At 37.8% G+C, this 25,353-nt stretch carries 19 protein-coding genes; 9 read left to right on the forward strand and 10 right to left on the reverse strand.

What is annotated here, in order from left to right:
- The first annotated feature begins 32 nt into the window (after positions 1-32).
- Together QM481_RS06865 and QM481_RS06870 are read left to right on the forward strand one after the other, a co-directional pair.
- Positions 33-1,358, forward strand: a complete 1,326-nt coding sequence (locus QM481_RS06865) for a sugar porter family MFS transporter (protein WP_283381191.1) — start codon at positions 33-35, stop codon at positions 1,356-1,358.
- A gap of 566 nt (positions 1,359-1,924) precedes the next feature.
- A complete protein-coding gene (locus QM481_RS06870) occupies positions 1,925-3,259 on the forward strand; it encodes a rhamnogalacturonan acetylesterase (protein ID WP_283381192.1) in 1,335 nt (444 codons plus the stop codon).
- Between the two features lie 414 nt (positions 3,260-3,673).
- On the opposite strand, the gene QM481_RS06875 is transcribed toward QM481_RS06870, so the two are convergent.
- The 3 genes from QM481_RS06875 to pgi all read right to left on the reverse strand — a co-directional run bounded on the left by QM481_RS06875 (position 3,674) and on the right by pgi (position 7,288).
- Complete coding sequence (locus QM481_RS06875) at positions 3,674-4,504, reverse strand: phosphatase PAP2 family protein (protein WP_283381193.1); 831 nt, start codon at positions 4,502-4,504, stop codon at positions 3,674-3,676.
- Positions 4,505-4,566: 62 nt separating this feature from the next.
- On the reverse strand, positions 4,567-5,346 hold the full coding sequence (locus QM481_RS06880) for a carboxylesterase family protein (protein ID WP_283381194.1): 780 nt from the start codon (positions 5,344-5,346) through the stop codon (positions 4,567-4,569).
- 295 nt (positions 5,347-5,641) lie between these two features.
- Entirely contained in the window at positions 5,642-7,288 is a 1,647-nt protein-coding gene (pgi, locus tag QM481_RS06885; protein WP_166552394.1) for a glucose-6-phosphate isomerase, read from the reverse strand.
- Between the two features lie 399 nt (positions 7,289-7,687).
- Between pgi and QM481_RS06890 the strand changes: the two genes are divergently transcribed.
- A complete protein-coding gene (locus QM481_RS06890) occupies positions 7,688-7,885 on the forward strand; it encodes an MbtH family NRPS accessory protein (protein ID WP_166552395.1) in 198 nt (65 codons plus the stop codon).
- 485 nt (positions 7,886-8,370) lie between these two features.
- Here QM481_RS06890 and QM481_RS06895 read toward each other — a convergent pair whose 3' ends face one another.
- Together QM481_RS06895 and QM481_RS06900 are read right to left on the reverse strand one after the other, a co-directional pair.
- Entirely contained in the window at positions 8,371-9,609 is a 1,239-nt protein-coding gene (locus QM481_RS06895; protein ID WP_283381195.1) for a DUF819 family protein, read from the reverse strand.
- A gap of 338 nt (positions 9,610-9,947) precedes the next feature.
- On the reverse strand, positions 9,948-11,828 hold the full coding sequence (locus QM481_RS06900) for an SPFH domain-containing protein (RefSeq protein WP_283381196.1): 1,881 nt from the start codon (positions 11,826-11,828) through the stop codon (positions 9,948-9,950).
- A 261-nt stretch (positions 11,829-12,089) separates the two neighbouring features.
- Between QM481_RS06900 and QM481_RS06905 the strand changes: the two genes are divergently transcribed.
- Positions 12,090-15,392, forward strand: coding sequence for a UvrD-helicase domain-containing protein (locus tag QM481_RS06905; RefSeq protein WP_283381197.1), 3,303 nt, complete (start codon positions 12,090-12,092; stop codon positions 15,390-15,392).
- Positions 15,393-15,533: 141 nt separating this feature from the next.
- Here QM481_RS06905 and QM481_RS06910 read toward each other — a convergent pair whose 3' ends face one another.
- The gene (locus QM481_RS06910) at positions 15,534-16,775 is read right to left on the reverse strand and encodes a hypothetical protein (RefSeq protein WP_283381198.1); all 1,242 of its coding nucleotides are present in this window, start codon (positions 16,773-16,775) and stop codon (positions 15,534-15,536) included.
- A 554-nt stretch (positions 16,776-17,329) separates the two neighbouring features.
- On the opposite strand from QM481_RS06910, the gene QM481_RS06915 reads away from it, so the two are divergent.
- On the forward strand, positions 17,330-19,006 hold the full coding sequence (locus QM481_RS06915; protein ID WP_283381199.1) for a dihydrolipoyl dehydrogenase family protein: 1,677 nt from the start codon (positions 17,330-17,332) through the stop codon (positions 19,004-19,006).
- 137 nt (positions 19,007-19,143) lie between these two features.
- Positions 19,144-19,686, forward strand: a complete 543-nt coding sequence (gene hslV, locus QM481_RS06920; RefSeq protein ID WP_095162887.1) for an ATP-dependent protease subunit HslV — start codon at positions 19,144-19,146, stop codon at positions 19,684-19,686.
- Between the two features lie 114 nt (positions 19,687-19,800).
- Here hslV and QM481_RS06925 read toward each other — a convergent pair whose 3' ends face one another.
- Positions 19,801-20,265 carry a DinB family protein gene (locus QM481_RS06925; RefSeq protein WP_283369125.1) on the reverse strand — a complete coding sequence of 155 codons (465 nt, stop codon included), beginning with the start codon at positions 20,263-20,265 and terminating at the stop codon, positions 19,801-19,803.
- Between the two features lie 231 nt (positions 20,266-20,496).
- Here QM481_RS06925 and QM481_RS06930 point away from each other — a divergent pair, with 231 nt between their 5' ends.
- Entirely contained in the window at positions 20,497-21,132 is a 636-nt protein-coding gene (locus tag QM481_RS06930; protein WP_166552402.1) for a peroxiredoxin, read from the forward strand.
- 292 nt (positions 21,133-21,424) lie between these two features.
- Positions 21,425-22,228 (forward strand): glycoside hydrolase family 25 protein, encoded by an 804-nt coding sequence (locus QM481_RS06935; protein ID WP_283381200.1) that lies wholly within the window; start codon positions 21,425-21,427, stop codon positions 22,226-22,228.
- A gap of 74 nt (positions 22,229-22,302) precedes the next feature.
- Here QM481_RS06935 and hisS read toward each other — a convergent pair whose 3' ends face one another.
- Positions 22,303-23,667 carry a histidine--tRNA ligase gene (gene hisS / locus QM481_RS06940; protein ID WP_283381201.1) on the reverse strand — a complete coding sequence of 455 codons (1,365 nt, stop codon included), beginning with the start codon at positions 23,665-23,667 and terminating at the stop codon, positions 22,303-22,305.
- Positions 23,668-23,975: 308 nt separating this feature from the next.
- On the opposite strand from hisS, the gene QM481_RS06945 reads away from it, so the two are divergent.
- Positions 23,976-24,131, forward strand: coding sequence for a hypothetical protein (locus QM481_RS06945; protein ID WP_166552404.1), 156 nt, complete (start codon positions 23,976-23,978; stop codon positions 24,129-24,131).
- 24 nt (positions 24,132-24,155) lie between these two features.
- Here QM481_RS06945 and QM481_RS06950 read toward each other — a convergent pair whose 3' ends face one another.
- Positions 24,156-24,632, reverse strand: a complete 477-nt coding sequence (locus tag QM481_RS06950) for a hypothetical protein (RefSeq protein ID WP_166552405.1) — start codon at positions 24,630-24,632, stop codon at positions 24,156-24,158.
- A gap of 121 nt (positions 24,633-24,753) precedes the next feature.
- The gene (locus tag QM481_RS06955) at positions 24,754-25,284 is read right to left on the reverse strand and encodes a hypothetical protein (protein WP_166552406.1); all 531 of its coding nucleotides are present in this window, start codon (positions 25,282-25,284) and stop codon (positions 24,754-24,756) included.
- Positions 25,285-25,353: the final 69 nt, after the last annotated feature.

The raw sequence follows: 25,353 nt of genomic DNA on the forward strand, positions 1-25,353 counted from the left end.
AACCCTAAAGGCTTTTACAAATCTATTTGATTATGAAACATAATTCCAACTATACTCTACTCATTTCAGCAATTTCGGCGTTGGGTGGCTATCTCTTTGGCTTTGACTTCGCGGTGATTGCTGGTGCATTACCCTTTCTCAAAACTATTTTCGAGCTCAATGCTTGGTGGGAAGGCTTTCTGACAGGCACTTTAGCGATTGGCTGTATGATTGGCTGCTATTTGGCAGGAAAAATCGCTGAAAAATTTGGTCGTCGTCCTTCCTTGATGATTGCCGCCATCACATTTGCTTTATCATCTTTAGGAATGGCCTTTTCTTCTAGCCTAACTCTTTTTCTTGTTATGCGCTTGATAGCGGGTGTGGGCGTAGGTATGGCGTCGATGCTCAGTCCAATGTATATCGCGGAAGTTTCACCAGCCGAAATTCGAGGTCGCAATGTATCCATAAATCAACTTACCATTGTATTTGGGATTCTCATCACCAACCTTGTCAATTATGCCATAGCCGATACAGGCGCAAATGCTTGGCGTTGGATGTTTGGCTTGGGAGCAGTTCCTGCTTTGGCTTTTCTGGCGGGTTTATTTTGGTTGCCCGAAAGTCCACGTTGGTTGATTTTACAAGGAAAAAAGACTGAAGGTTTAGCTATTTTGCATAAAATTGGTGGAGAAGATTTTGCGCTTAATACGCTCAATCAGGTTGAATCGAGTGTCAAAAAAACAACCGCACAAGTTTCGATTTTTACCCCACAATATCTTCCACTTCTATTTGTGGGCATTGGATTAGCCGTATTTCAGCAGTTGTGTGGTATCAATGTGGTATTCAATTACACCTCTACTATTTTTGAATCGGTGGGTGCAGATCTCAATAGACAGCTTTTTGAGACGGTTTCTATTGGTGTTGTCAATGTCATTTTTACGATACTCGCCATGTTTTTAGTAGATAAAATTGGTCGCAAACCATTGATGCAAGTTGGTTCGTTGGGATTAGCAATCGCCTATATTTTGATTGCGATTTTGCTAAAAACACAAGCTCCAGCGCTGTATCTATCCATTGTAGTTCTGCTTTCTATCAGTATTTACGCTACAACGCTTGCTCCTGTAACATGGGTATTAATTTCTGAAATATTCCCCAATACAATTCGAGGAAATGCCACTTCTTTTTCAATCTTATGTTTGTGGGCTGCTTATTTTGTTTTGGTATTCACCTTCCCTATTTTGGCAGAAAAACTAGGCACTTACGGCCCTTTTGCTTTGTACGCGCTAATATGTACGATAGGTTTTGTTTTTGTCAAAACTCAAGTAAAAGAAACCAAAGGCAAAACGCTCGAACAAATGGAGGAAGTTTTCACAGGACACTAGGGATTAGTAGTGTACGAAGGGTTGTAAGAATCATTTATTTCGGATATCGGATGTTGGATTTCGGAAGTGTAACCTACTTTTTTATTTATAAGGTATTTCACTTTTTCTCTGAAATATCTGCAATAGTTCAAAATCCTTCGTACAGCCTTAATTTGGCATATTCATGATCGTTCAATTTTGAGTTTATTGTAATTCTTTGGGAATATCAAGTCATATTTCACTCAGAAGAAAGGTATTTATTAGCGATTAATAAGGCAGTTGAAAATCAATTTTCAATCGCCTCTTTTCATGACACATCTTTAGACGCAACGCATTGCGTTTCTATGGGTAAAATGTATATTCAAAAACGTTCACTCATTAAATTTGGGCTAACTGTTGTCCTGAAGGAGTAATGAAATCAGCACTTGATTTGAAAAAATCAGTAAATTATTGCTAGTTCTTGCTTTATCTATATGTAAAATGTATTAAGTTTTTTACAAAAAATCCCCCTATAAAATCGATATTATTGCAATCAACTGTTGAAAACAAAGTGTTTATTCCGAGACAATTAACTAACAACAAAACAAATGTTTTCACAAAAATCCGTTTTATCACTCTGCCTGTTAACAGCAGTAAACTTGACTGCTTTTTCACAAGTAAAAAATTCATTTAAGTTTGATTTTGGCACAGGTGCTGTTGCCAAAGGTTATCAAGCTGTAAGTCCAAGCGACTATTATTCCAAGGCTAAAGGTTTTGGGTTTATGCCCAACGCTAAAATCTCATCCGAAAATCGAGCTTCTAAAGATGCACTTACTTCCGATTTCTGCACCAGTAATACTTCCTTTTTCTTTACGGTTGATATTCCTGAGGGAAATTATGATGTCAAAGTAATCTTGGGCGATGCCGAAGAGACTTCTTCCACAAGTGTCAAAGCCGAATGTCGTCGATTGATGCTAGAAAAAGTAGAGACCGAGAAGGGAAAATTTGTCACTAAAAATTTTACTGTAAATGTTCGCTATCCCGAAATTTCTGATTCTTCTAGCGTAAAACTCAAACCTCGAGAAAAGGAATATCTGCACTGGGATCACCAACTGACGCTCGAATTTACGGGAAAATCCCCCAAAGTGTGTGCCGTAGAAATTACGCCTGCCTCGAGTAAAATTCCAACTGTATTTTTGGCAGGGAACTCCACCGTTGTAGACCAAGCCATTGAACCTTTTGCCGCTTGGGGGCAAATGATTCCAAGTTTTTTCCAAGCAGGAAAAGTCGTATTTGCCAACCATGCCGAATCTGGCGAAACCATTAAAAGTTTTACTTCTGAAAAACGTTTTGAAAAAGTCATGAGTCAAATCAAAAAGGGAGATTATTTCTTTATTGAATTTGCACACAATGATCAAAAAACAGGCTCTGGACTCAAATCTCAAACCACCTACAAAGAGTATTTGAGTAGTTTCATCAAAAAAACGCGTGAAAAAGGGGCTACTCCTGTACTAGTTACCTCGATGCATCGCCGTAGATTTGATGAAAATGGTAAAATCATTAATACGCTTGAAGACTTCCCTGAAGCTATGCGTCAGGTAGCCAAAGACGAAAATGTAGCCTTAATTGATTTGAATAATATGAGTAAAACGCTTTGGGAAACACTCGGCGTAGAAAATTCAAAAAAGGCTTTTGTCCATTATGAGGCTAATAGTTTTCCGAATCAAGAAAAAGCGATTCATGACGATACGCACTTCAGCAATTATGGGGCATACCAGTTGGCAAAATGTATCGTAGAAGGAATCAAATCCAATCATTTAGGGATAGAAAAGTATCTCAACAAAGACGTTAAAGCCTATAATCCAGCTCAACCTGATGATTTGAACACATGGAATTTTCCAGTAAGTCCTTTGGTCTCAGTAATCAAACCTGATGGAAACTGAATGAAGTGATGAGTTGTCCTTGCCTAAAATAGGTCGCCTTTGAAATTTAGCGTAAAAAGGTTTGGCAAATATGTGTTATGACCTTGAATACAAAGCCTTATTAGGTTGGCAATTGAATAGTATTGTTATTGCAGGGAAAAGCTCCGTAGGAGCGACAGTTTGGTAGAATATATAGAAATAAAAGTCCCTTTAGAGCGCCGTAGGTGCGAAAGAACACCAACTATCGTGAAGTCTTTCGCACCTACGGCGCTCTTTTTCTTGGTTAAAGAATATACCCTACTACCAAACTGTCGCTCCTACGGAGCTAAGGTAAATGCCTGTAGTTTTCCTTACAATTTTCTCTTCAAGAGAATTGAATAATGTTGAAAATTTATTGAAGATAAGGCAACCTATTTCACCGTTCACAACTCACCACTAAAACGCCAACGTAGCAGCAACGCCACCAAATTGAGGAGAATAGATAGGTTGAAAAGTCAAGTTTTTCTTTTGTTGTAATCGTTTATGAAATTCAGGAACGAGAATACCGCAAATAGCCCCTGATACAAAACCTGTAATCACATCTGATTTAAAATGCTTACCCGCTTCTGTTCGGTAATAGCCCACCAAGGCTGGCGGAATGGCAGCAAGTGTGAACAGTCCTACTCTTTTCAAACCTTTTATTTGATGATAATCAGTATAAACTTTTGCTAAGAAAAAAGTCGCTGTTGAGCTAAATGAAACGTGTCCACTAAAAAACGAGTTACTTCTTCCATCTCCCATTTTTTCCTCCGCAGTCAAATTGGGATTATAAGTCAAGGGACGTGGTCGACGAATAGAATACGCCGCACCGAAATACAGAGCATTATCTACCGCATGGCTCATCATGTACATACTCAGTAAATCAACCCAATCTTTTCGAATATTTTTATCAAGCATCAATAGTGCTGGACTTACCAGCGAAAGATTCAAGAACAAGTCAGAATTCTTCTCGGCAGAGGCAAAATTGGCAGGATTCTTAAACGCAATAGGTCTATCAAAACTATTCAAATCGTTGGGATTTAGTTTTAGAATATCCTCTTTTGATAAATGCGCTACCTTATCTAATTGTCGAAAACCGAAAAAAGAAGCCACTGTCAACCCAATGCCTGTGGTTAATTCAATTTTGGGTTTTACAAAATAGATTTTTTGATGCACCAGTGTGTCATTTTGTCCAAAGGATGGTGCAACTAACGATACAAGGAATAGAATCGAAAAAATTATTCTCATAATAAGTGAATTAAAATCATACAACATAAGCCTTGTCGTATTGAGCATTTCAGACAAGCTAATTATTTCTTATGCTCAAACAACCAAGATAATAGATTTGGTTCAGCAAAAGCGTTATCCCAACTATTATGATTAACATTAGGGTATTCGGTATATTTCACTTCTTTGGCTTCCAAAGCACGCAAAGCCGCATACATATCTCTTGAATAGCCAACTTTTACAACACCATCAGCATCGCCATGAAAAATCCATACAGGAACAGTTTGAGCATATTTTTTGGCCCAAGTCAGATTGGCTCCTCCACAAATTGGCACGGCTGCGGCAAATAATTTTGGATTGCGAGCAATGGCCTCAAATGTCCCCATGCCTCCCATCGACAAACCCATGATATAGATACGATTTTTGTCTACTTTTTCAGTTTTACTGATTTGTTTTACCAAATCAACTGCGGCAACTAAAGGCCAGTTAGGTTGTTCGTTATAAGTAAAATCAATATCTAATGGAGACTTACTTCTATCAATTTTAACAGAAGCCCAATAACTATCAGTAGGACATTGTGGAAAAATAACAATAGCAGGAAATTTCTGGCGATTTTCTGGACTCAAAAATAATTTAGAACCATGTGTCAACTGCTTTTCATTATCGTTGCCACGCTCGCCTGCACCATGTAGAACTAATACGATAGGATATTTTTTTGAGGCATCGTAATTCTCTGGAAATAAAATTCTGTATGGCAATATATGCCCTTCTTTATCAGTAAAGGTTCTTTTCTCAAAAGTTTCAGCTTGAGAAAAACCCTTTATTGATAATAATAATAAAAATAAGTTGAGAAGATATTTCATAATTGTTTTGGGGTTTGAGTGAAAGGAAGTTATCTGTTAATAGAACAAAACGAATAGACACTATGCTGTGCCCTAGCATTTGCAAGTTACAAATAACCTATTCGAGAATTTATCTTGGACTATCACTCTTCAATTACTAAAATTTAGTTTTAACAATAATCAATCAAAAAAGGCGGTCAAAAACAAATTTCGACCGCCCTTTTTGAAGCTATAATTCCAGTTGATATATCTTTAGACGCAAACATTGCGTCTCTACTCATAAAAATCAATCACTAAATCACAACTCGCTCAATCACTATCTCCAAGCTTTGTATGCGTTAATCAAACCATTAGTTGAAGAGTCGTGCGAGGTAATGCTATCTTCAGAAGCTAATTCTGGCAAAATCTTGTTCGCCAACTGCTTACCTAATTCTACACCCCATTGGTCGTAGCTGAAGATATTCCAAATAACTCCTTGTACAAAGATTTTGTGCTCGTACATTGCTACCAAGCTACCCAAAGTGCGTGGAGTCAATTTTTTGAACAAGATAGAGTTAGTTGGTCTGTTTCCTTGGAAAACTTTGAATGGTGCTAGTTCAGCAATTTCCTCAGCAGATTTACCTGCTTTCTCAAATTCTGCTACTACTTCTTCATACGTTTTGCCGTTCATCAATGCTTCAGTTTGAGCAAAGAAGTTCGACAACAATAATTGATGGTGATTGCCAATCACATTTTGAGATTGTGCAGGCGCCAAGAAATCACAAGGAATCAATTTTGTACCTTGGTGAATCAATTGATAGAAGGCGTGCTGACCGTTTGTTCCTGGCTCGCCCCAGATAATTGGACCTGTTTGGTAGTCTACGGCTTTTCCGTCACGACCTACATATTTACCATTTGACTCCATATCTCCTTGTTGGAAATAGGCCGCAAAACGGTGCATATATTGGTCATAAGGCAACAAAGCATGAGAATCAGCATCGAAGAAATTATTATACCAAATACCTACTAATGCCAAAATCACGGGGATATTTTCGTTGAAATCTGTAGTTCTGAAGTGCTTATCCATGGCGTGAGCACCTTCTAACAATTCAATAAAGTTTTCGAAACCAATAGAAAGGACAATCGATAAACCAATAGCCGACCACAAAGAGTAGCGACCACCAACCCAGTCCCAGAACCCAAACATATTGGCAGAGTCGATACCGAATTTAACTACTTCTTTTTCATTAGTTGAAATGGCTACGAAATGCTTGGCAACAGCCTCTAGCGAACCACCATTTGCTACAAACCAATCACGTGCTGAGTGTGCATTGGCCATGGTTTCTTGCGTTGTGAAAGTTTTAGAAGCAATCAAAAACAAGGTAGTTTCTGGATTAACTTTCTTCAAAACTTCGGCAATATGAGTACCATCTACGTTAGATACAAAGTGTAAATTAAGGTGATTTTTGTATGGTTTCAACGCCTCTGTTACCATTACAGGGCCTAAATCCGAACCACCGATACCGATATTTACAACGTCGGTAATAGCTTGATCTGAATAACCTTTCCAAGCACCTGAAATAACTTTTTCAGAAAAGTCTTTCATTTTATCCAAAACAGCATTTACCGCTGGCATCACATCTTCGCCACCAACTGCGATAGGCGTATTTGAGCGATTGCGTAGCGCTACGTGCAATACAGCACGGTTTTCTGTTTTGTTAATCAAATCGCCTGTGAACATACGTTCGATGGCATCATCCAATTCACATTCGTTCGCCAAAGCAATCAAAGCTGCTTTTGTTTTTTCGTTGATAAGGTTTTTAGAATAATCAACTAAAATGTCTTCAAAACGGATTGAGTATTTCTCGAAACGCTCTGAATCGGCTGTGAAAAGTTCTTTAAGAGGTGTTTGTTCGACTTCAGCTTTTAATTTTGTTAAATGTTGAAAGGCGACAGTTTGGTTGAACGGGACAGATTTAAGCATGATTAGTCTTTAAATTTATAAAAAGGAATTGTTGGACAAAAGTACGAAAACCAGTTATAAGATACCGAAAAAAATAGCTTTTTAGCTTTGGTAATTTTTATTAGGTGTAAAATAAGAACAGAATTGTCCAAAACCATGGTCAAATCGTCAAAATTCTGGAATGATACATACATATTACACCTCTTCTGTTAGCATTGACTGTCAAATGTTTATGGAATAATTTTCTCAATTATATACAAAAATCAAAGCTCTTCACTTCAATACCTATCTACAAAATATATTTTAACCATTTATTGATAATTATTTAATAGTTTTTTTGCTACTTATGTAATTTTTTCTTGATTTTTTTGTTATATTTATAATTCGCATTCTAATCACTTTACGTAAATAAGTGCTGCAATGAAACAAGAAACAATCTATCAGGTGATTTGTGATGGTCATATTCATACCATCATTCCTGCGGAAAACGATGTTCCAGCAGGTTGGAAAACAACAGGTCGTATGGGTACAAAGGATTTGTGCCTAGAATATATCGACGAGGTAATGAGGAATTCGATCGTTTCTTATTTGAGGAACAGAGGTAATTGTACCTACTAGAGTAAAGAGTGGTTTGTGGTCGTATAAGAGAGAGTATTTTCAAAAGCTTTTTACGAATCCATGTTTCACTCCTCAACATTTCAAGATTTTTTACGATTTTTTCCAAATAACAAAGGGTTCCAGCTTCGGCTAGAACCCTTTTCTTTTAGATATTATTAGGCTTTCAGCAGTCGGCTATAGGCGGACGGCAATAGGTCTCTATAGTCTACGAATAAGCACGCTTCATCACACAATTTTATCAACAAAACTTAAACTTAAGTCCAAGACAATCAATTATTAACGCACTATTAGTACAGTACGAAGGTTTAAATTTTGTTTTTTAAATAAAATTGCAGTTGGCAACTTTTCCGATTGCCCAACTCAACATGGCAACCACAAGGGTTGCCACTACTACAAAAATGCTAACGATAAAAATACTTGTGAACAAAATAAAATCCTTCGAACACTTCTAATTCACAATTCACTAATTCACCATTCAAAAATCACTAAATCACTAAATTATTCACCCATTGCATCATCAAACCTGTCAAGTAACCACAATACGTGCCCAAGGCATAACCTAATATTGCCAGCAAAACACCTACCGAAGCCAAAGAAGGATGAAAAGCCGCCGCTACTACCGACGCCGAAGCTGCACCACCTACGTTAGCCTGAGAACCCACAGCCGTGAAAAAGAAGGGAGCTTTGACCAGATAAGCCGCCAATAAAGTAAAGCTTGCATGAAAAAACATCCAGATAATTCCAATCAGAAATAGCTGAGGTTTGTCTAACGCCGAAATAACGTTCATCTGCATACCGATAGTGGCAATGAGGATATACAAAAAAAGCGACCCAAATTGTGAGGCTCCCATACGTTCTATCTGACGAGCTTTAGTTTGTGATAATCCCAGTCCAAACAGCGTAACCAAAGAAATCACCCAAAACGATGATGAAGTTAGACTAAATTTCTTTAAATCAGGATAATGCGTTTCGATAAAGGGTACAATCATGTCAGCACAGGCATGTGCAACTGCTGTAGTTCCAAAGCCCACAAACAAAACCATCATCAAGTCTTTCACGCTCAAACTTTGTTGTTGATTGGCTGCCTCTGCCTCCATTTTTTGCTTTACTTCCTCCACTGCTGACGTATCTGCGCCAAGCCATTTGTCTAATTTGGTACTACGAGCTACCCCAAATAGCAATACTGCTAGCCACAATTCAGCAGTAATCACATCAACGGCAATTGCCTGAGAAAAGACCTCTGGACTAGGTTGAAAAACTTCCTTCAATGCTGTCTGATTGGCACTTCCTCCTATCCAGCTACCTGCAATGGTGGCTAATCCTCGCCATACGTCTCCTGCTAGTACTTCTGGCCATATCGTTTTGACTATCCAAATTGAAACAGGACCACCAACCATCACGCCCAAGGAACCCGCCAAAAACACAATCAAAGCTTTAGTACCTAGTTTTTTAAGTGCTTGAAAATCGATACTTATGGTAAAATAGACTAAACAGGCTGGCAACAGAAATTTCGAAGCTACAGCATATAATTTAGATTCTTCTCCAGAGATAATATGAAACGAATTGAGTAAGCCTGGCACAAAATAGCAAACCAAAATACTGGGAATAATTTGATAAAACTTTTGCCAAAAAGGAGACTTAATACTTGAGGTATAAAAGGTAAAAGCAATAATTCCAATAAGTAAACCAAAAACAATGGCATCGTTTGTAATGAGTGTCTGCATAGAAAATGGAGGTAAGTAGGTATTCTGTTAAAGAGCAAATTAGGAGATTATTGCGAAACAGACAAGTATCCAGATTTCTTTCAGCAGCTTCCTTCTTTATTTTTTCCAATTAAAAAAAAGGAAAATGTATCAAACAAACGTTTCATGCTAGTTTTTTGAAATATACCTAATAATTAGTATTGTAATCAATCTGAAAGCAGAATAAATTTGGTTTAGCATTCAAATGTAATGCTATATCAATTAGAGACAACAAAATACCACTTATGTTGTGTGTATGAAACACCGACCGCAAAATTGCCAGTCGGTGTTTTTAGTTTCATAGTTTTTATTTCTGAAAATTATTCAGCAGGATTTTCTTCATTCTTTTGTTTTTTAGTCATCTCTTCCATCAATTTCAACCCTAAAAGTCCACTTAAAGGACCACCTTGTTCGTTGTTTCCACCTGTTATCAAAATATCAGGCATAACTTTAATTTTTTCTTTACCGATACTTTCAGTGATTTTTAATTGTGTGAAATTATCGCCACCCATAGCTGATACTTGCAACTGATACGACTCTGCTTCGGCTTTACCAATAGCCAGAATTTTCTCAGCCTCAGCACTACCAGTTTTGCTAATTTTTTCAGCTTCAGCAGTTGCCAACAATTTAACTCTCTCCGACTCGGCACTAGCTTGAAGTTTTACTCTTTCAGCCTCTGCGCCAGCTTGTAGTTTCAAACTTTGAGCTTCCCCTTGTGCCTTTTTCACAGCAGCATCTGCAACCCTTTCGGCAATTACTACACCTTGGTCGGCTTTTACAATATCTTTCTGAATATCCGCAATCGCTGTTTCTTTCTCTAATGCCTGACGGGTTTCTTGCGCCATTTTTTGGGTATCATAAGTTACTTTTTGTTCTTCAGCTAACTTACGATCGGTCAATGTTTTCATCAAAGATTCTGGCGGAACGATATCCCCTATCAGCGTATCTACAGCATTTACATTGTATTGATTGAGTACTTCGGCAATATACTTTCGTGCGGTGTCTTGGCGTTCGGCACGAGAGCCCAAGAACGAAATTACATCTGAATCCTGTGCCGAATTTCTGAAATAGTTACCAATCGTTGGTTCTAGCACCTGACTAACCAAGTTGTTCATATTACCAAAACGAGCAATTACTTTAGGTGCTTCATAATTAGGAATATGAATGATTTGCGAAACATCCAAATTAAACGGGAAACCATCTTTAGAACGCACTGTAATCGTCGAAAGGTTTTTATCCAACTGATGGGATTCAGAACGAGCACTCGCCCAGTTTAATACCAAGTTGGTCGTTGGCACCAATTCAATTTTTTGCACATAGGTATTTAAAGGATATTTACCTGGTCCAAGAGGTTCGTTCCAGACTCCTTTAAAACCTTTTTCCACAATATTGCCATGCTTAAACTCGGTTCCGCTTATATCTACGCCGTCTTCACCTACATACGAAATCACAACCCCAACGTGTCCTATCGGAATCTCGGTCATGTGGATTTCTTCTACGCGGGCAAACCACGGATTAAGGTTATACGAACCCGCTAGGATTACTTGCTGTTGCAAACCTTTATTACCTCCAGCATTCAAAAACTGGTCGGCGTCTTGAAAGTTATTATGCCCATCGATAGGCTTACCCGAAATTTGTCCGACAGGAATCGACGCACCATCCATTGTGGTGATAATTCCCACCATATTCTCCTGAATTTCGGTGATGTCTGTAATTTCTATTTCAAATAAAAGCGTGTTTATGCGGTAAGAACCCGCTGTGATTACGGCAGTTTGTCGACCTTTTCGACCACCAATTTTCAAAAATGCTTCAGCATCTTGAAAACCATCGCATTCGACCTTGCGAGCTAAAATACTGCCTGTTTCTAATTCTTTACCATCACGTGCCAAAACCAAACCAATTTTACCTGTTGGCACTACGGTAAGGGGTTGTAATACGACATCGTACTGCCAAATCCAAAGCCAAAAATAAATCCCTGGCGCTAATGGTTTTGCTTGAAAGCCAGCCTCTCCTTCGGTGGCAAAAATCCTGCCTTCGGGCAAAGATTTTTTATCGCCAAATAAGACAAACTTCTTGGTTACTAGACCAATACGGTCTTCTGGAACAATGATAATACCCAATAAACGGAAAATGAATTTGTAAAAAATGAGGCAAAGTATGGGTATAAAAATCACCACATACGTAGAATAGGATGCTAACATTGAAGTATATATGTTATGTGAAAGTATCAAACCGCTGATTAGCAGTGGTTCACATGCTAAATTTGGAGGGAAGTCAGACTCGTTATACTGCTTTTGTGAAGAATGGTAGGCGGTTAGGATAAAAGGAGCTTTTTGATTTTATCCTAAAAATACCTTTAAAATCTGAATATTTTTTCAGTTTTCGTTTTAGAAAAATAGCCTAAATATTTCTCTAAATTTGTATCTCCAAAATGTACCTCCTCAGCTTTAACAGGAAAACTTATGACGGATTTTTTGAGTGCATCACAGCACGAAACATATTTTAAAATATATTCTTCCTCGGCGGGTTCGGGGAAAACCTACACTTTAGCAAAGGAATACATCAAACTAGCGCTTCGTTCCAAATCTCCTTGGTATTTCAACCATATCTTGGCAGTAACATTTACCAACAAAGCAGCGGGCGAAATGAAAGAGCGTATCTTGAAATATCTCCGTATTTTTTCAAGTAACGATCCGCAAGAGCAAGCGACTGAACAAGGACTTTTTAATCAGATTTTAGAAGAATTACAGCAAGAAGGTATCGAGATAGACGACGTTACCTTACGTGCCCGTGCCTCCGCTACTTTCAAGCATATCATACACGAATACGCGAACTTCTCAGTTTCGACGATCGACTCGTTTGTTCAGCGAGTGGTAAGTGCCTTTACTGAAGAATTAGGTTTTCCGTTCAATTTTGAGGTAAACCTTGATTCTGAAGTGCTATTGGATGCGGCCGTTGAACAATTATTACAAAAAACTAATACCGAAACCTACGAGCAAATTACAGAGGCCATCAAAAGTTTTGCTTTAGACAAAGCTACCGATGGGCGCTCATGGAATGGTATCAATGATGAGATTGCCAATTTTGGTCGAGATTTATTGAATGACCAATTTCAAGAACATATTGAAAAATTAGGTGCACTGGAGCCTCTGGATTTTCTAAAAATTGAACAGCAACTCAAGGATTTTAATCAAGGTGTCGAAAAACATATCAAAGAAATCGTGGCTATTGCGCTTGAAACTGCCAACGAAAATGATTTGACGGTAGATGATTTTCCATTCAAAAAGTCTGGTCCGTTTGGATATTTTATTCAATTGGCAAACGGTGCTGATATTTTTAAAGAACCTGGCGCAAGATTTTTGAATGCTTTGTCCGACAATACTTGGCATGCTAAAAGTACAACCAAGCCTATCGCTGCCACTATCATGGGTATTGCCGATACGCTAACCGATACAGGCAACTTTCTATTAGAAGCGCAAAAGCGTTTAAAACCAAGATTTTTGCTTTATCGAGAAATCTTAAAGCAAATCAAAAAGCTCGCTTTGTTGAGTCAGTTGAAAAAAGAAATCGCTGCTATTCAGGACGAATCGGGACAAATCCATATTTCAGAATTTAATCGTAAAATCCTTGAAATTGTCGTAAATGAGCCTATTCCTTTTATTTATGAGCGTTTGGGCGAACGATATAATCATATTTTGATAGATGAATTTCAGGATACTTCTACCCTACAATGGCATAACTTTTTACCTTTGATAGAAAACGCCCTTGCCAGCGGGCACTTCAACTTGGCTGTGGGTGACGCCAAACAATCTATTTATCGATTCAGGGGTGGTGAAATGGGTTTGATTGTCAACCTGCACAAAAAGCAAATCGATGATTTGACCAAACCTATTGCCGACGATACCTTTTTGGTAGAACGCTATGAGAGTATTCGCCCCTATATCAAGCCAGAAAACTTGAATACCAATTATCGAAGCTCGGCAGAAGTCATCAGCTTTAACAACGCTTTATTTGAAGCCATCAAAGTTGACCCTGAGTATTTGGCAATAGCACCAAGTTTGCCGAGGGTTTATGATGAATATTTTGCGCAAAAAGTACCTGCAAAACCTTTGGAGGGCGGTCATGTACAGGTTGATTTTATCATAGGAAAAGAAACAGACCGCTTGATGATTGAAAAAGTTGAGCAAATTCTGGAAGAAGTACTTGCCATTGGTTACAAGCTCAAAGATGTAGCCGTTTTGTGTCGTAGAAATAAGGATTCTAAGATCATCGCTAATGCACTGAAGGAACGAAATATCGATGTAATTTCTTCTGATTCTTTGAGTTTAGCCGCTTCAGACGCCGTCAATTTAATCATGGCGATTATGAAAGTAGTACAAAATCCAGATAATGCCCTTGCCAAATATGAAGCCGTGTATTTGTACTATCGAGTGGTTTTACACAAAGTCCCTAATACCCAAGAAAACAAGATTATCAAAGAAACCATCGAGAGTCGTGACATATTGAAGTTTTTTGATTTAATTGATAAAAGCCTTGTTCCCACTGCCTTACAGCAAATGAGTTTGTACGAAATTGCCGAAAAGTTATTACAGACTTTTGAACTTTTCAAACATGACAAAGAACTTGACTTTATTTTCCGATTTTTGGATGTTGTCATTGAGTTTCAGCACATGAAAAGTACTCACTTAACTGACTTTATCAATTATTGGGAAAACAAAAAAGAAAGCCTTTCGATCATGTCTCCAGCGGGGCAAAATGCCGTTACGGTAACGAGTGTACATAAATCTAAAGGTTTGGAGTTTCCTGTGGTCATTATTCCTTATTGTCATTGGTCGATTGACACAGGACTTAATTCTTCTCGTTGGTTTGGATTAGAAGACGAAGGACTTTTTGAAGAATTAATCGTCGAACAAGCCGAAGAGAATATTACCAAAGCATTAACGACAGCACCGCTCAAAATGGTCAAGGAGTTAGAAAATACGCATTTAGTAGAAGAATATCGTGCAGAGAAAGAAGAAACTTTTCTTGAAAGCCTAAATATGCTCTACGTGGCGCTTACTCGTCCTAAAGATAGGCTATACATGGTGATCAAAAGAGATAGTAGAAACCTCAATAAGACTGTCGGTGGCTTATTGCTACGCTTTGTAGATGGCGAAGGAATACCTCCTGAAGAACCCTTTACGAAGGTACTATACGAAGGGTTACCAAAGGTCTTAAAACCCGAAAAAGAGAAGATTGCTCCTACGATGATTATTCAAGAAATCGTTACTTCAGAACGTAGTCAGACGATTCAGCTCAAACAATCAGCGGAAAGGCTATTCGACTTAGAGACTTTTGAAAAAAGTAAAGATTACGGAAATAAAGTCCACGCAGCTTTTGCCAAAATAAAAACTAAGAAGGATATAGACAGCGCTTTGGCAGATTTACAGCGTGAAGGATTAATAGTTGAAAATGAGCAAGAAGAGTTAAAAGTAACCATTCAAAAAATTATTGATTTGCCAGAAATCAGTCCATTTTTTGAAGTGCCAGAACGCTTTATCAGAAATGAAAGAGAAATTCTAAGACCCAATCAGTCGCCATTACGCCCAGATAGAGTAATCAAAATGGGCTCAAAAATCGTAATTCTGGACTATAAAACAGGGTCAAAAAGTAATAGCCACAAATACCAAGTCAAAGACTACCAGAAAATCTATCAAGCCATGGGATATACCGAAGTAGAAGGATATCTAGTATATCTCGAAACGATGGAAATAGTAAAAGTTTAAGTAGGTTTCTAATGACAGAATGGACACATTTTAGCCGAATGTCCATAGCTGATTGCCTAGCTTAAGCTATGTTTTAATAACAAAAGCGCCATAAATACCACGATGAAATGGTATTTATGGCGCTTTTGTTTGTTGTGAACCCTACAATTTTTTCATCTCTTTGTACGCAGATTTCATCCAATAAAGTACCCCAAAGAAAATGATTAATTGAAAAGCATATTCAATAACGAACTTGATTTGTAGGAAATATAACCAGCTATAAAAAGGCTTTCCAATTCTAAACCAAAGAGAAGGTTGTAAAACGGCTGCCGTTTGAATGATAAAAGAATAGACAAAAAACTTTTTATCTTCAAAATTGACCAATCCAAAAAGCATTGGCATAGCATAGATAAAAATATAATTTGAGTACGCTCCTATTTGAAATATCATCATTACGCCAAAAATACCGAGCCAAACAAAAGGTACAAATTGTTTTAATTCAAGATTTTTGAATTTGACTGCCTGCCAAGACGAAACCCCGACAATCACGAAAAGTCCAATCCAGTTTAAAATTCTAATATTAAATTTGGCGATTAATTCGCCGAATATCGGATAAGTTATCGACCAAACATTAGGACACATTGGCTCTTGTGCGAGTTGAATTGGCATCAAAAAAGCAGTGCCTCCATGCAAATACAAGAAAGCTAATGTAGGGATTCCTAATGCCGCCATTCCCAAAATAAAATTCCAGCGATTACTCAGTTTTAGAAAAATGGGAGGTACAAAAAGCACAAAAAATGCTTTTGTAACGATTAATCCTAACGCCACAATCACACCCAACACAAAGTCTGATTTGCCTTTTAACCATACCCAAACCATCAAACAAGCAAATCCCCACATCCAAATATCCTCTTGACCTCCTATTACACAGAAGATAAAAGGCGCAGGAAAACACAAATAAATCAAGGTTTTGAATAAAACTTGCCCATTCGAAAGCCCATTGCGGTAAGTACGCATCGTCAGCAGCAGTATCAACAGCTCGAAAATAATCATCAGTAGTGTTACAGCTTTTGCTGTATCCCAAAATACCAATGGAATAGCTGTAATATAAGCAAACAGTGGCGAGTACAATGAAGGGAAGTCACGGTAAACAATACCTAATTCTTTTGCCTTTTGTGCTGAATGCCAAAAAATTTGCACATCAGACTGCGCATCAAAACTGAAATATAGATATACGACCAAAAACGGAAGTATCCTAAATACAATAGCTAACAAGGAAAAAGAAACAGTTTTGCCTATACGGTCAAAAAATGATTCGATTTGCGGTCTGAACCTAAATGCCAGCCATGCAATCAAACAGAGGCTTAAAGAAATATATGTTTTGTTGTAAATAACTTCGTACATAAAGAGATTGTTGGTGGATACTTCCTCAGAAATGCTAACACCATGATAGAATATTCTGAGCTAAGTTACGGAACCACTTTTACCGATAGTCTGTATTATAAGATAAACACCATGATTGATGTAACTAGCAAGAGAAATCACGGAGTAATCCAAACAAATTGTGATTAGAATCGTTACAAAAACAGGGTAAAAAAACAAAGGAAACTTCTTTTAACAATGATACTTCCCGTTGGGATTGCAAAATTAACTTTTCTAAATTTAATTATAGAAAGTTTGAGTAAAAACTATCAGGATTAATAGAGGACAAAATTATATTTTTCAAAGATAACTTTTGAAACAAATCCTTTACTCTTATTTTTGGCGTCTGAAATGAAACAGGGTACCGCCAGAAAAAAGATTTGATTAGTGGTTATTGACTAATACAAATGTGTTGTCTAGCTTTAATGCTTGTTTTATATTTGTGAATTACTTTAAAACGGTATTTTCAATCCCTTTAATTAAAGATTGATGCAACGCAAGTTGCTTCGACCATAAATTTCCTATAACTAAGAATCATGGCAGAAATTATTACGATGCCCAAAATGAGCGACACCATGACTGAAGGTGTTGTGGCAGAGTGGCTCAAGAAAGTTGGCGACGTCCTCAAGCCAGGCGACGGTCTTTTGGCTGAAATCGAAACAGATAAAGCGACAATGGAGCTTGATTTGGATGAGAGAATGGACTTGAGCAATTTTAAAGATTGTAGACTTTTATACATTGGCTTAGAAAAAGGTAAAGCTGTACCTATCGATAGCATCATAGCTATCATCGGTGAAAATGGCGAAGCATACGAGCATCTCTTGAGTGGTGCTCCTGCTGCGGCAGCTCCTGCACCTGTTGCTGAAGCTCCTGCGGCGGCTCCTGCTGCTCCAGCAGCTCCTGCGGTTGATACGTCAGGTATCAAAGCAGAAATCATTGGTATGCCAAAAATGAGTGATACCATGACAGAAGGTACACTTGTAACATGGCTTCGTAAAGTTGGGGATGTAATCAAACCTGGCGAAGCTCTTTTGGCAGAAGTTGAAACTGACAAAGCTACAATGGAGTTTGACCTTGATAACTTCATTGATATTTCTAAATATTCTCCTTGTACCTTGTTGTACATTGGTATCGAAGAAGGTAAAACAGTTGCAGTAGATGACGTTATCGCTGTGATTGGTGAGCCTGGTGCCAACTATCAAGCATTGTTATCAGCGGGTTCTGCTCCAGCAGCTCCTGCACCAGCAGCAACACCAGCGCCTGCGCCAGTGGCAACTGCTACTCCTGCGGCAGCTCCTGCACCAGCAGCAGCGCCTGTAGCTGAAGCAACTGTAACTTCTGCTGATGGCCGTGTGAAAGCTTCTCCTTTAGCGAAAGCTTTGGCGAAAGATAAAGGTATCAACTTGAACGAGGTAAAAGGTTCAGGAGAAAACGGTCGTATCGTAAAAACTGATATCGACAATTATGTACCTGCTCCTAAGGCTGCTCCAGCGGCTAAACCAGCGGCAGCACCTGCAACTATCTTGGGTCAAGAAAGCTATGAAGAGTTCTCAGTAAACCAAATGCGTAAAACTATCGCACGTCGTTTGTCTGAGTCTAAATTCTCTGCTCCTGAATTCTATCTAACGATGGAAATCAATATGGACAAAGCTATGGCTGCTCGTACTTCAATGAACGAATTCTCTCCTGTGAAAATCTCGTTCAATGACATGGTAATCAAAGCTGTAGCTGCTGCATTGACTAAACACCCGAAAGTAAACTCTTACTGGTTGGGCGACAAAATTCGTATCAACCACCACGTACACATTGGTATGGCGGTAGCAGTTGAAGACGGTTTGTTGGTTCCAGTAATTCGTTTTGCTAACACGAAGTCATTATCACAAATCTCTGCTGAAGCGAAGGATTTGGGTGGTAAGGCTAAAAATAAACAATTGCAACCAAAAGATTGGGAAGGCAATACATTTACAGTAAGTAACTTAGGTATGTTCGGTATCGATGAGTTTACTTCTATCATCAACCAACCAGAATCTTGTATCTTGGCTGTAGGTGGTATCAAAGAAACAGTTGGTGTGAAAAACGGACAGTTCTATGCTACTAACGTAATGAAAGTAACATTAACTTGTGACCACCGTACTGTGGATGGCGCAACTGGTGCTGCATTCTTGCAAACATTCAAGCAATTACTTGAAGACCCAATCAAATTATTGGTGTAATCCAAGTATTTGAACCATCAAAAGATGAAAGATACTTCTTATCCAAAAGATGGGAAGCGTCTTTCATCTTTTGTGTTTTATAGAGGACTTAACGTCTTTCGTTTCTTTACCGACAAACATTTTATTCTTGAAAATAGATGGAAAAAATTAGATCAACCACCGTCTTGGCGATTGTGCACAATGGCGAGGTAGCCATCGGAGCAGATGGACAAGCAACCATGGGAAGCACCGTAGCCAAAAACCATGTTCGTAAAATCCGAAAACTGTTGAATGGTAAAATTGTGACAGGTTTCGCTGGTTCTACTGCCGATGCATTTACCCTTTTGGAAAGATTTGAAGAAAAACTCAATGCTTTTGGAGGTAATATGAAGCGTGCTAGTATTGAATTAGCAAAAGACTGGCGTACCGACCGCTATTTGCGCAGATTAGAAGCCATGATGATTGTAGCTGATAAAGAGGAGGCTTTGATTATTTCAGGTACAGGAGATGTACTAGAACCAGAAAATGGTATTGCTGCAATTGGTTCAGGAAGTAACTATGCCCTTTCAGCAGCTTTGGCATTGAAAAAACATGCTCCTCATCTAACAGCTGAAGAAATGGTTAGAGAAGGATTAACCATTGCGGCAGATATTTGTATTTATACTAATCATAACTTCGTTATCGAAAAACCTGCTGTTTAGGTATAAATGCGAAATTATGAGCTAAGTCAAAAACTCCGTAGCGACGATAGAATTATACTAAATTTGTTTTCTATCGTCGCTACGGAGCTTTTTTTATGCGCATCATTCGCTACCTTACTTTCTTACTTCTTCTCTGGCAAAAACAATAAAATCGGTGACAGGTAGTTCCTGCATTTTGCCCTTCAAATGACTCACCAATTGCCCACGGTGATAGCCCGAATGAAGCATCAAATGTGTAAGTATTTCATATAAACTAGAAAAATGTGTTTCGTCCTTGCTATTAGTATAGGATACAGTCCTCCCAAAGGTCAATTCTTCACTCTGATCTATGAGTTCTTGCCATCTCTGAGTAATATTTCTCAACATAATTACACATTCCGAAAAATCCTTAGTTTCCCATAAAGGAATATACGCTCGAACTTCTCTAGCACGATTATACCATGTCAAATGAGCTGCCAAAATATGTGATAATAGTTCTAGTGAGCGTGTATCTGGTCTATCAAGTGATTGTAAGGCTTGGATAACTTGTTCGTTTGCCCAAACTTCATAATTCATTAATTTAGCAAAATGATACTTCATAGTAAGAGTGTTTTTTGGATGATATTTAAAGGTATCAAAGTGGACATTTATCATTAAAATAATAAAAAATAGACCTAATCTTTGTATATTCGGCTAAATCTTTTCGAAAAAAGTTGATTTTTATCAAGATTCATAAAGTTTTCTTCAAAACTGGAACTAAAACAAATATAATCTTGTAAGTTTATAGACTAATTAGAGTACCCATAGTATAAACCTAAAACAAATATTATTATGTCATTAAGATTAGGAGACATTGCCCCAGACTTTACGGCAGAAACAACGCAAGGTACAATCAATTTCCACGAGTGGATTGGCGATTCATGGGCTTTATTGTTCAGTCACCCAGCTGATTTTACTCCTGTTTGTACTACAGAGTTAGGTAAAACAGCGCTTTTGAAAGGTGAATTTGAGAAAAAAGGCGTAAAAGTTATTGCTGTTTCGGTAGATGATTTGGACTCTCACCAACGTTGGATTCCAGATATTGAAGAGGTAAATGGTGTGTCAGTTAATTTTCCTATCATTGCTGACGAAAGCCGTAACGTTGCTACTTTGTACGATATGATTCACCCAAATGCTTCTGAAAAAGCTACAGTTCGCTCGGTGTTTATTATCGGTCCAGATAAAAAAATCAAATTGACGCTTACTTACCCAGCTTCTACTGGTCGTAACTTCCAAGAATTGCTTCGTGTGATTGATTCTTTGCAGTTGACTGCCAACTATCAAGTAGCGACTCCAGCAGACTGGAAAGACGGTGAGGATGTAATTATTACGCCTGCGGTAAAAACAGAAGATGCTGCTGAGAAATTCCCTAAAGGATTCACAGTAGTTAAACCATATTTGCGTACAACACCACAGCCTAACAAATAGGTTGTCTTATGTTATGTTTTACTTCGAATTCTAATCGAGTGAATTGAGATTGAGGGAATGAGTGATTATTTTAAGCTGTAGAGACGCAATGCTTTGTGTCCAGTAACGAGTCATCTGGCATAACAAAAAGCGTTCGAAAAACAATTTTCGAACGCTTTTTTGATAAATAGTTAGAGAATAACCCCTATTCCAAAATCAGAGAAGACTCATGTTTGTATTTTCTGTCAAAATCTTCTACCAAAAGCGCAAGTAGTTCAGAAATAGTTTACTACGAATTTTATATTTTTGCAATATGATTCAACTATTACTGAAAAGATATTTCGCTTTACCACGCAATACAAAAATTGCCATACTTCTCACGATTTTCCTATCTATTGTTTCCTTAATCATTTGGGGAATCTATGCCATTGTGATGCTTTTCAGACCTAATCCTAATGGTTGGGAAAATGTCTCGAAAGTAGGAATTTCAATGCCTTTACGATACGAAGTACATGGTATTGATGTATCTCACCACAATGGTGAAATTAACTGGAAGAAAGTCGAAAAGATGCGTTTTGAAGATAATAGAAAAATAGAGTTTGCCTTTTTGAAAGCTACCGAAGGTATTACACACGCCGACCGTCAGTTTGATCGTAACTGGGAGCATGCACGCAAATTTGGTATGCGACGTGGTGCCTATCACTTTTACATTGCTTGGCGCGAACCAGTAGGGCAAGCAAAAAACTTTATCAATTCAGTAAAACTCGAGAAAGGAGACTTTGCTCCTGTTTTGGATATCGAACAAAACTCCTTGAAATCTGACGAGCAAATTATTAGAGAAATTGGCGTGTGGCTCAATATGGTCGAAAACCATTATGGCACTAAGCCAATTATTTATACCAATCCTAATTTTTATAAGAAGTTTATCAAAGGTAATTATGACGATTACCCACTATGGATTGCGGATTATTCTAACGAGACACTCAAGGGATATGGATCTAATCTTTGGTTTTGGCAACATAACAAAAATGGCTGGGTTGAGGGTATCAAAGGAACTGTAGATTTTAATGTTTTTTTAGGAAGCAAAGCTGATTTAGGTAATCTATACATCAAATAACTTTGGGAATTACCCATAAAAAAGCCCCACTAACTTTCGTCGGTGGGGTTATTTATTTATATTGATGTAATCAGTTATTCGTTAATTTTTGCAAAAATATCGTCAATTGAAAGTTTGAACTGCTCCCCAGAAGTCATGTCTTTCAGAGTCAACAAACCTGATTGTAACTCATCGGAACCAACAATTACCACAAAAGGAATCTTTTTACGGTCTGCGTAATCCAATTGTTTTTTGATTTTGGCATTGTCTGGAAAAACCTCTGCATTAATACCTCTTTCACGAGCAGCACGAAGCAATGGCAAGGTATAGTTTTGCTCCTCTTTTCCAAAGTGACAGAATAATAATTTGGTCGTTACCGCTTGGTTATTAGGGAATAAATTCAATTCTTCCAAAACATCATAAATACGATCAACTCCAAATGAAATACCCACTCCCGACAAACCTGGTACTCCAAAAGTTCCTGTTAGGTTGTCATAACGACCACCTCCTGTGATAGAGCCAATTTGAACATCCAGTGCTTTTACCTCGAAAATAGCGCCAGTGTAGTACGACAAACCACGTGCAAGCGTAATGTCCAATTCAATATTTTCGTCGGTCACGCCAAAGGCTGTCATGTAATTCCACATTTCACGAAGCTCTTCAATACCTTTTTTACCAACTTCCGAAGTTTGAAGTAATTCCTCCAACTTCGTAAACTTTTCTTGGTTAGAACCTGTGATAGAGAAAACAGGCGTCAAATTAGCCAAAGCCTCCTCTGAGAAACCTCTTTCCGCCAACTCTTCCATTACTTTTTCCTGACCAATTTTATCTAATTTATCAATCGCTACAGCTAAAGCAGCTTCTTGTCCAGCAGCACCAATAGCTTCGGACAAACCAGAAAGGATTTTACGATTATTGATTTTGAGGTTAAAGTTGATATTCAAACTTTGCATTACTTCCTGAATCATCATCACGATTTCGGCTTCACAAATCAAAGAATCCGTGCCTACTACGTCGGCGTCGCATTGATAAAATTCACGATAACGCCCTTTTTGAGGACGATCCGCACGCCAAACTGGTTGGATTTGGTATCTTTTGAAAGGAAGAGGCAATTCGTTACGATTCATCACTACATACCTTGCAAATGGTACAGTCAAGTCGTAGCGCAAGCCTTTTTCTGAAATTTTGGTCGTTAGTTTTTTATACCCTTCATCCAAATCTGTCTGTGAGATTTTCTCAGAAAAGTTTCCAGAATTCAAGATTTTAAACAAAAGTTGGTCACCTTCATCTCCATACTTTCCCATCAAAACCGAGAGATTTTCCATCGATGGAGTTTCCAATGGTTGGAAGCCAAATCTTTGAAAAACGGCCTTGATTGTGTCAAAAATATAATTTCTTTTGACCATTTTCTCTGGGCCAAAATCTCTAGTTCCTCTTGCTAATGATGGTTTGCTACTCATGATTCTGAATTAGTAATTTGATTAACTCTTAAAAAGTAGGTGCTTTTGAGGGCAAAACGAATATAAAATCGCTGAATCGCAACATATTTAAGCATTTTTGAGATTCAAACTTGATTTATGGATTTCCTACTCTTTATTTAAAATGTCTGCAAAAATAACAAACCCTTTAGGTTTTTGGAAGCCTAAAGGGTTTTAATATCCGAAAATCTCTATATTTCAGGGTATTTCTCAAAGGAATATCCAATATTGTGTTGGATAAGAATGTTTAATTCTGTAATTTTGCACCTCAAACAAAAAATCTGTTTACAATGGCCGTTACAAGACTAAAAAGAAAAGACAGAAGAAATAAGGCTATAGCTACAAACAAAGTCGAAGCAATTAAGCGTTTGCGTTTGAAGCCAGAAATCAAGTTGATTGATATCGAAGCTATCAAAGCTGAATTTGCTGCGAAGGCTGCGAAGTAATTTTCGAAATTTCTTCTAAGAGATTTAAACCTCGTCGGTAGTGGCGGGGTTTTCTTGTTTTTCTACCTTTGGTTTTTCGTTTACTTTTCTCTGATTGGGTTTCCCTTTTCTATCATCCTTTTTATCCTCTTTCTTTTCCACCTTTTTATCTTCCTTATTTCTAAGTACCTCACCCAAGTGGTTCAATTTCTTAATTTGCTTTGCTAGCTCCTTTTCTTGCTTATTCATTTTCTTGTTAATATCCATCAACAATCTAAAACGAACAGCCTGCCCAAGGCATACCAATCCCAAACTTGTCAAGATTAATCCATACAAGCCTAGCAAGAACCATATATAAAAGGCTTCATTCATGCCTTTTTTGAATGCAGCGGTAGCTACTACAGAAAGTCCAAATCCAAATAATAAAATACCAGCAGCGGCGCACAAAATCCATTTGGTACGCAATGGCATACGCTTTACTAATCTTTCTCCTGGTGCTTTTTTTGCAATTTTTGGTCTCATGTCGTATTGTAAATGTATTAGGGTTAAAAAGATGTGTTAGTTTAGCTTGGGCTTTTGGCGGTAGACCAGCAGCCAAAATAACGATGATTGTTATCGCTTATCAGCAAAATACTGATAAAACTTATCTGGAAAGCCAATAGTCGGCCAACAGTTTTTCTACCTCTCTAAATTCGTCGTACAAACTTTGTGGCAAAATGGCTTTTGAATACGAATAACCATGTTTTTGCCAGAGGAAAAAAGTATAATAGTCAGACTCATAAATAGCTTTCATGATAGACTTTTGTTTGGTATTGAGTTTGGTTGGCAATTTTTTCTCAACACTCATCAAAAAGTATGCTTTGGTTTTGAAAAGTAGCATTTTTTTCCCGTTTACATATTTTTCAACAGGCTGAGCCTCCATTTCTACACTTTTTAGCGCCTCTTTTGGCAAATATACATCATCGACACGTTCGATATAAAAATTTGATCCATTCGTCTTAAATCTCCAACCTTGTGGCAGCTCGTTTCGGAGTGCCAATACACGTTTGTCTTTACATAAGGTATTTACATCAAGATAGCGAAAAGCTGTATTTTGTCCAAAAAAAGTATGAGAGATAAGTATAAACCCTGATAGGATATAGAATTTAATCCAATTAATTTGGGCATTTTTCATATTTATTCAAGTTTGCTGTTAAATTTACAGACAGTTTATTTCGGTAAACTTAAAACTATTTTTATAATC

The sequence above is a fragment of the Flectobacillus rivi genome (genome assembly GCF_030056655.1).
GTDB classification, from domain to species: Bacteria; Bacteroidota; Bacteroidia; order Cytophagales; family Spirosomataceae; genus Flectobacillus; species Flectobacillus rivi.

What these genes read in the sequence shown, in the direction of transcription:
- QM481_RS06865 (WP_283381191.1), top strand. Translation starts at nt 33, where the DNA reads ATGAAACATAATTCCAACTATACTCTACTCATTTCAGCAATTTCGGCG.
- QM481_RS06870 (WP_283381192.1), top strand. Translation starts at nt 1,925, where the DNA reads ATGTTTTCACAAAAATCCGTTTTATCACTCTGCCTGTTAACAGCAGTA.
- QM481_RS06875 (WP_283381193.1), bottom strand. Translation starts at nt 4,504, where the DNA reads ATGAGAATAATTTTTTCGATTCTATTCCTTGTATCGTTAGTTGCACCA.
- QM481_RS06880 (WP_283381194.1), bottom strand. Translation starts at nt 5,346, where the DNA reads ATGAAATATCTTCTCAACTTATTTTTATTATTATTATCAATAAAGGGT.
- pgi (WP_166552394.1), bottom strand. Translation starts at nt 7,288, where the DNA reads ATGCTTAAATCTGTCCCGTTCAACCAAACTGTCGCCTTTCAACATTTA.
- QM481_RS06890 (WP_166552395.1), top strand. Translation starts at nt 7,688, where the DNA reads ATGAAACAAGAAACAATCTATCAGGTGATTTGTGATGGTCATATTCAT.
- QM481_RS06895 (WP_283381195.1), bottom strand. Translation starts at nt 9,609, where the DNA reads ATGCAGACACTCATTACAAACGATGCCATTGTTTTTGGTTTACTTATT.
- QM481_RS06900 (WP_283381196.1), bottom strand. Translation starts at nt 11,828, where the DNA reads ATGTTAGCATCCTATTCTACGTATGTGGTGATTTTTATACCCATACTT.
- QM481_RS06905 (WP_283381197.1), top strand. Translation starts at nt 12,090, where the DNA reads ATGACGGATTTTTTGAGTGCATCACAGCACGAAACATATTTTAAAATA.
- QM481_RS06910 (WP_283381198.1), bottom strand. Translation starts at nt 16,775, where the DNA reads ATGTACGAAGTTATTTACAACAAAACATATATTTCTTTAAGCCTCTGT.
- QM481_RS06915 (WP_283381199.1), top strand. Translation starts at nt 17,330, where the DNA reads ATGGCAGAAATTATTACGATGCCCAAAATGAGCGACACCATGACTGAA.
- hslV (WP_095162887.1), top strand. Translation starts at nt 19,144, where the DNA reads ATGGAAAAAATTAGATCAACCACCGTCTTGGCGATTGTGCACAATGGC.
- QM481_RS06925 (WP_283369125.1), bottom strand. Translation starts at nt 20,265, where the DNA reads ATGAAGTATCATTTTGCTAAATTAATGAATTATGAAGTTTGGGCAAAC.
- QM481_RS06930 (WP_166552402.1), top strand. Translation starts at nt 20,497, where the DNA reads ATGTCATTAAGATTAGGAGACATTGCCCCAGACTTTACGGCAGAAACA.
- QM481_RS06935 (WP_283381200.1), top strand. Translation starts at nt 21,425, where the DNA reads ATGATTCAACTATTACTGAAAAGATATTTCGCTTTACCACGCAATACA.
- hisS (WP_283381201.1), bottom strand. Translation starts at nt 23,667, where the DNA reads ATGAGTAGCAAACCATCATTAGCAAGAGGAACTAGAGATTTTGGCCCA.
- QM481_RS06945 (WP_166552404.1), top strand. Translation starts at nt 23,976, where the DNA reads ATGGCCGTTACAAGACTAAAAAGAAAAGACAGAAGAAATAAGGCTATA.
- QM481_RS06950 (WP_166552405.1), bottom strand. Translation starts at nt 24,632, where the DNA reads ATGAGACCAAAAATTGCAAAAAAAGCACCAGGAGAAAGATTAGTAAAG.
- QM481_RS06955 (WP_166552406.1), bottom strand. Translation starts at nt 25,284, where the DNA reads ATGAAAAATGCCCAAATTAATTGGATTAAATTCTATATCCTATCAGGG.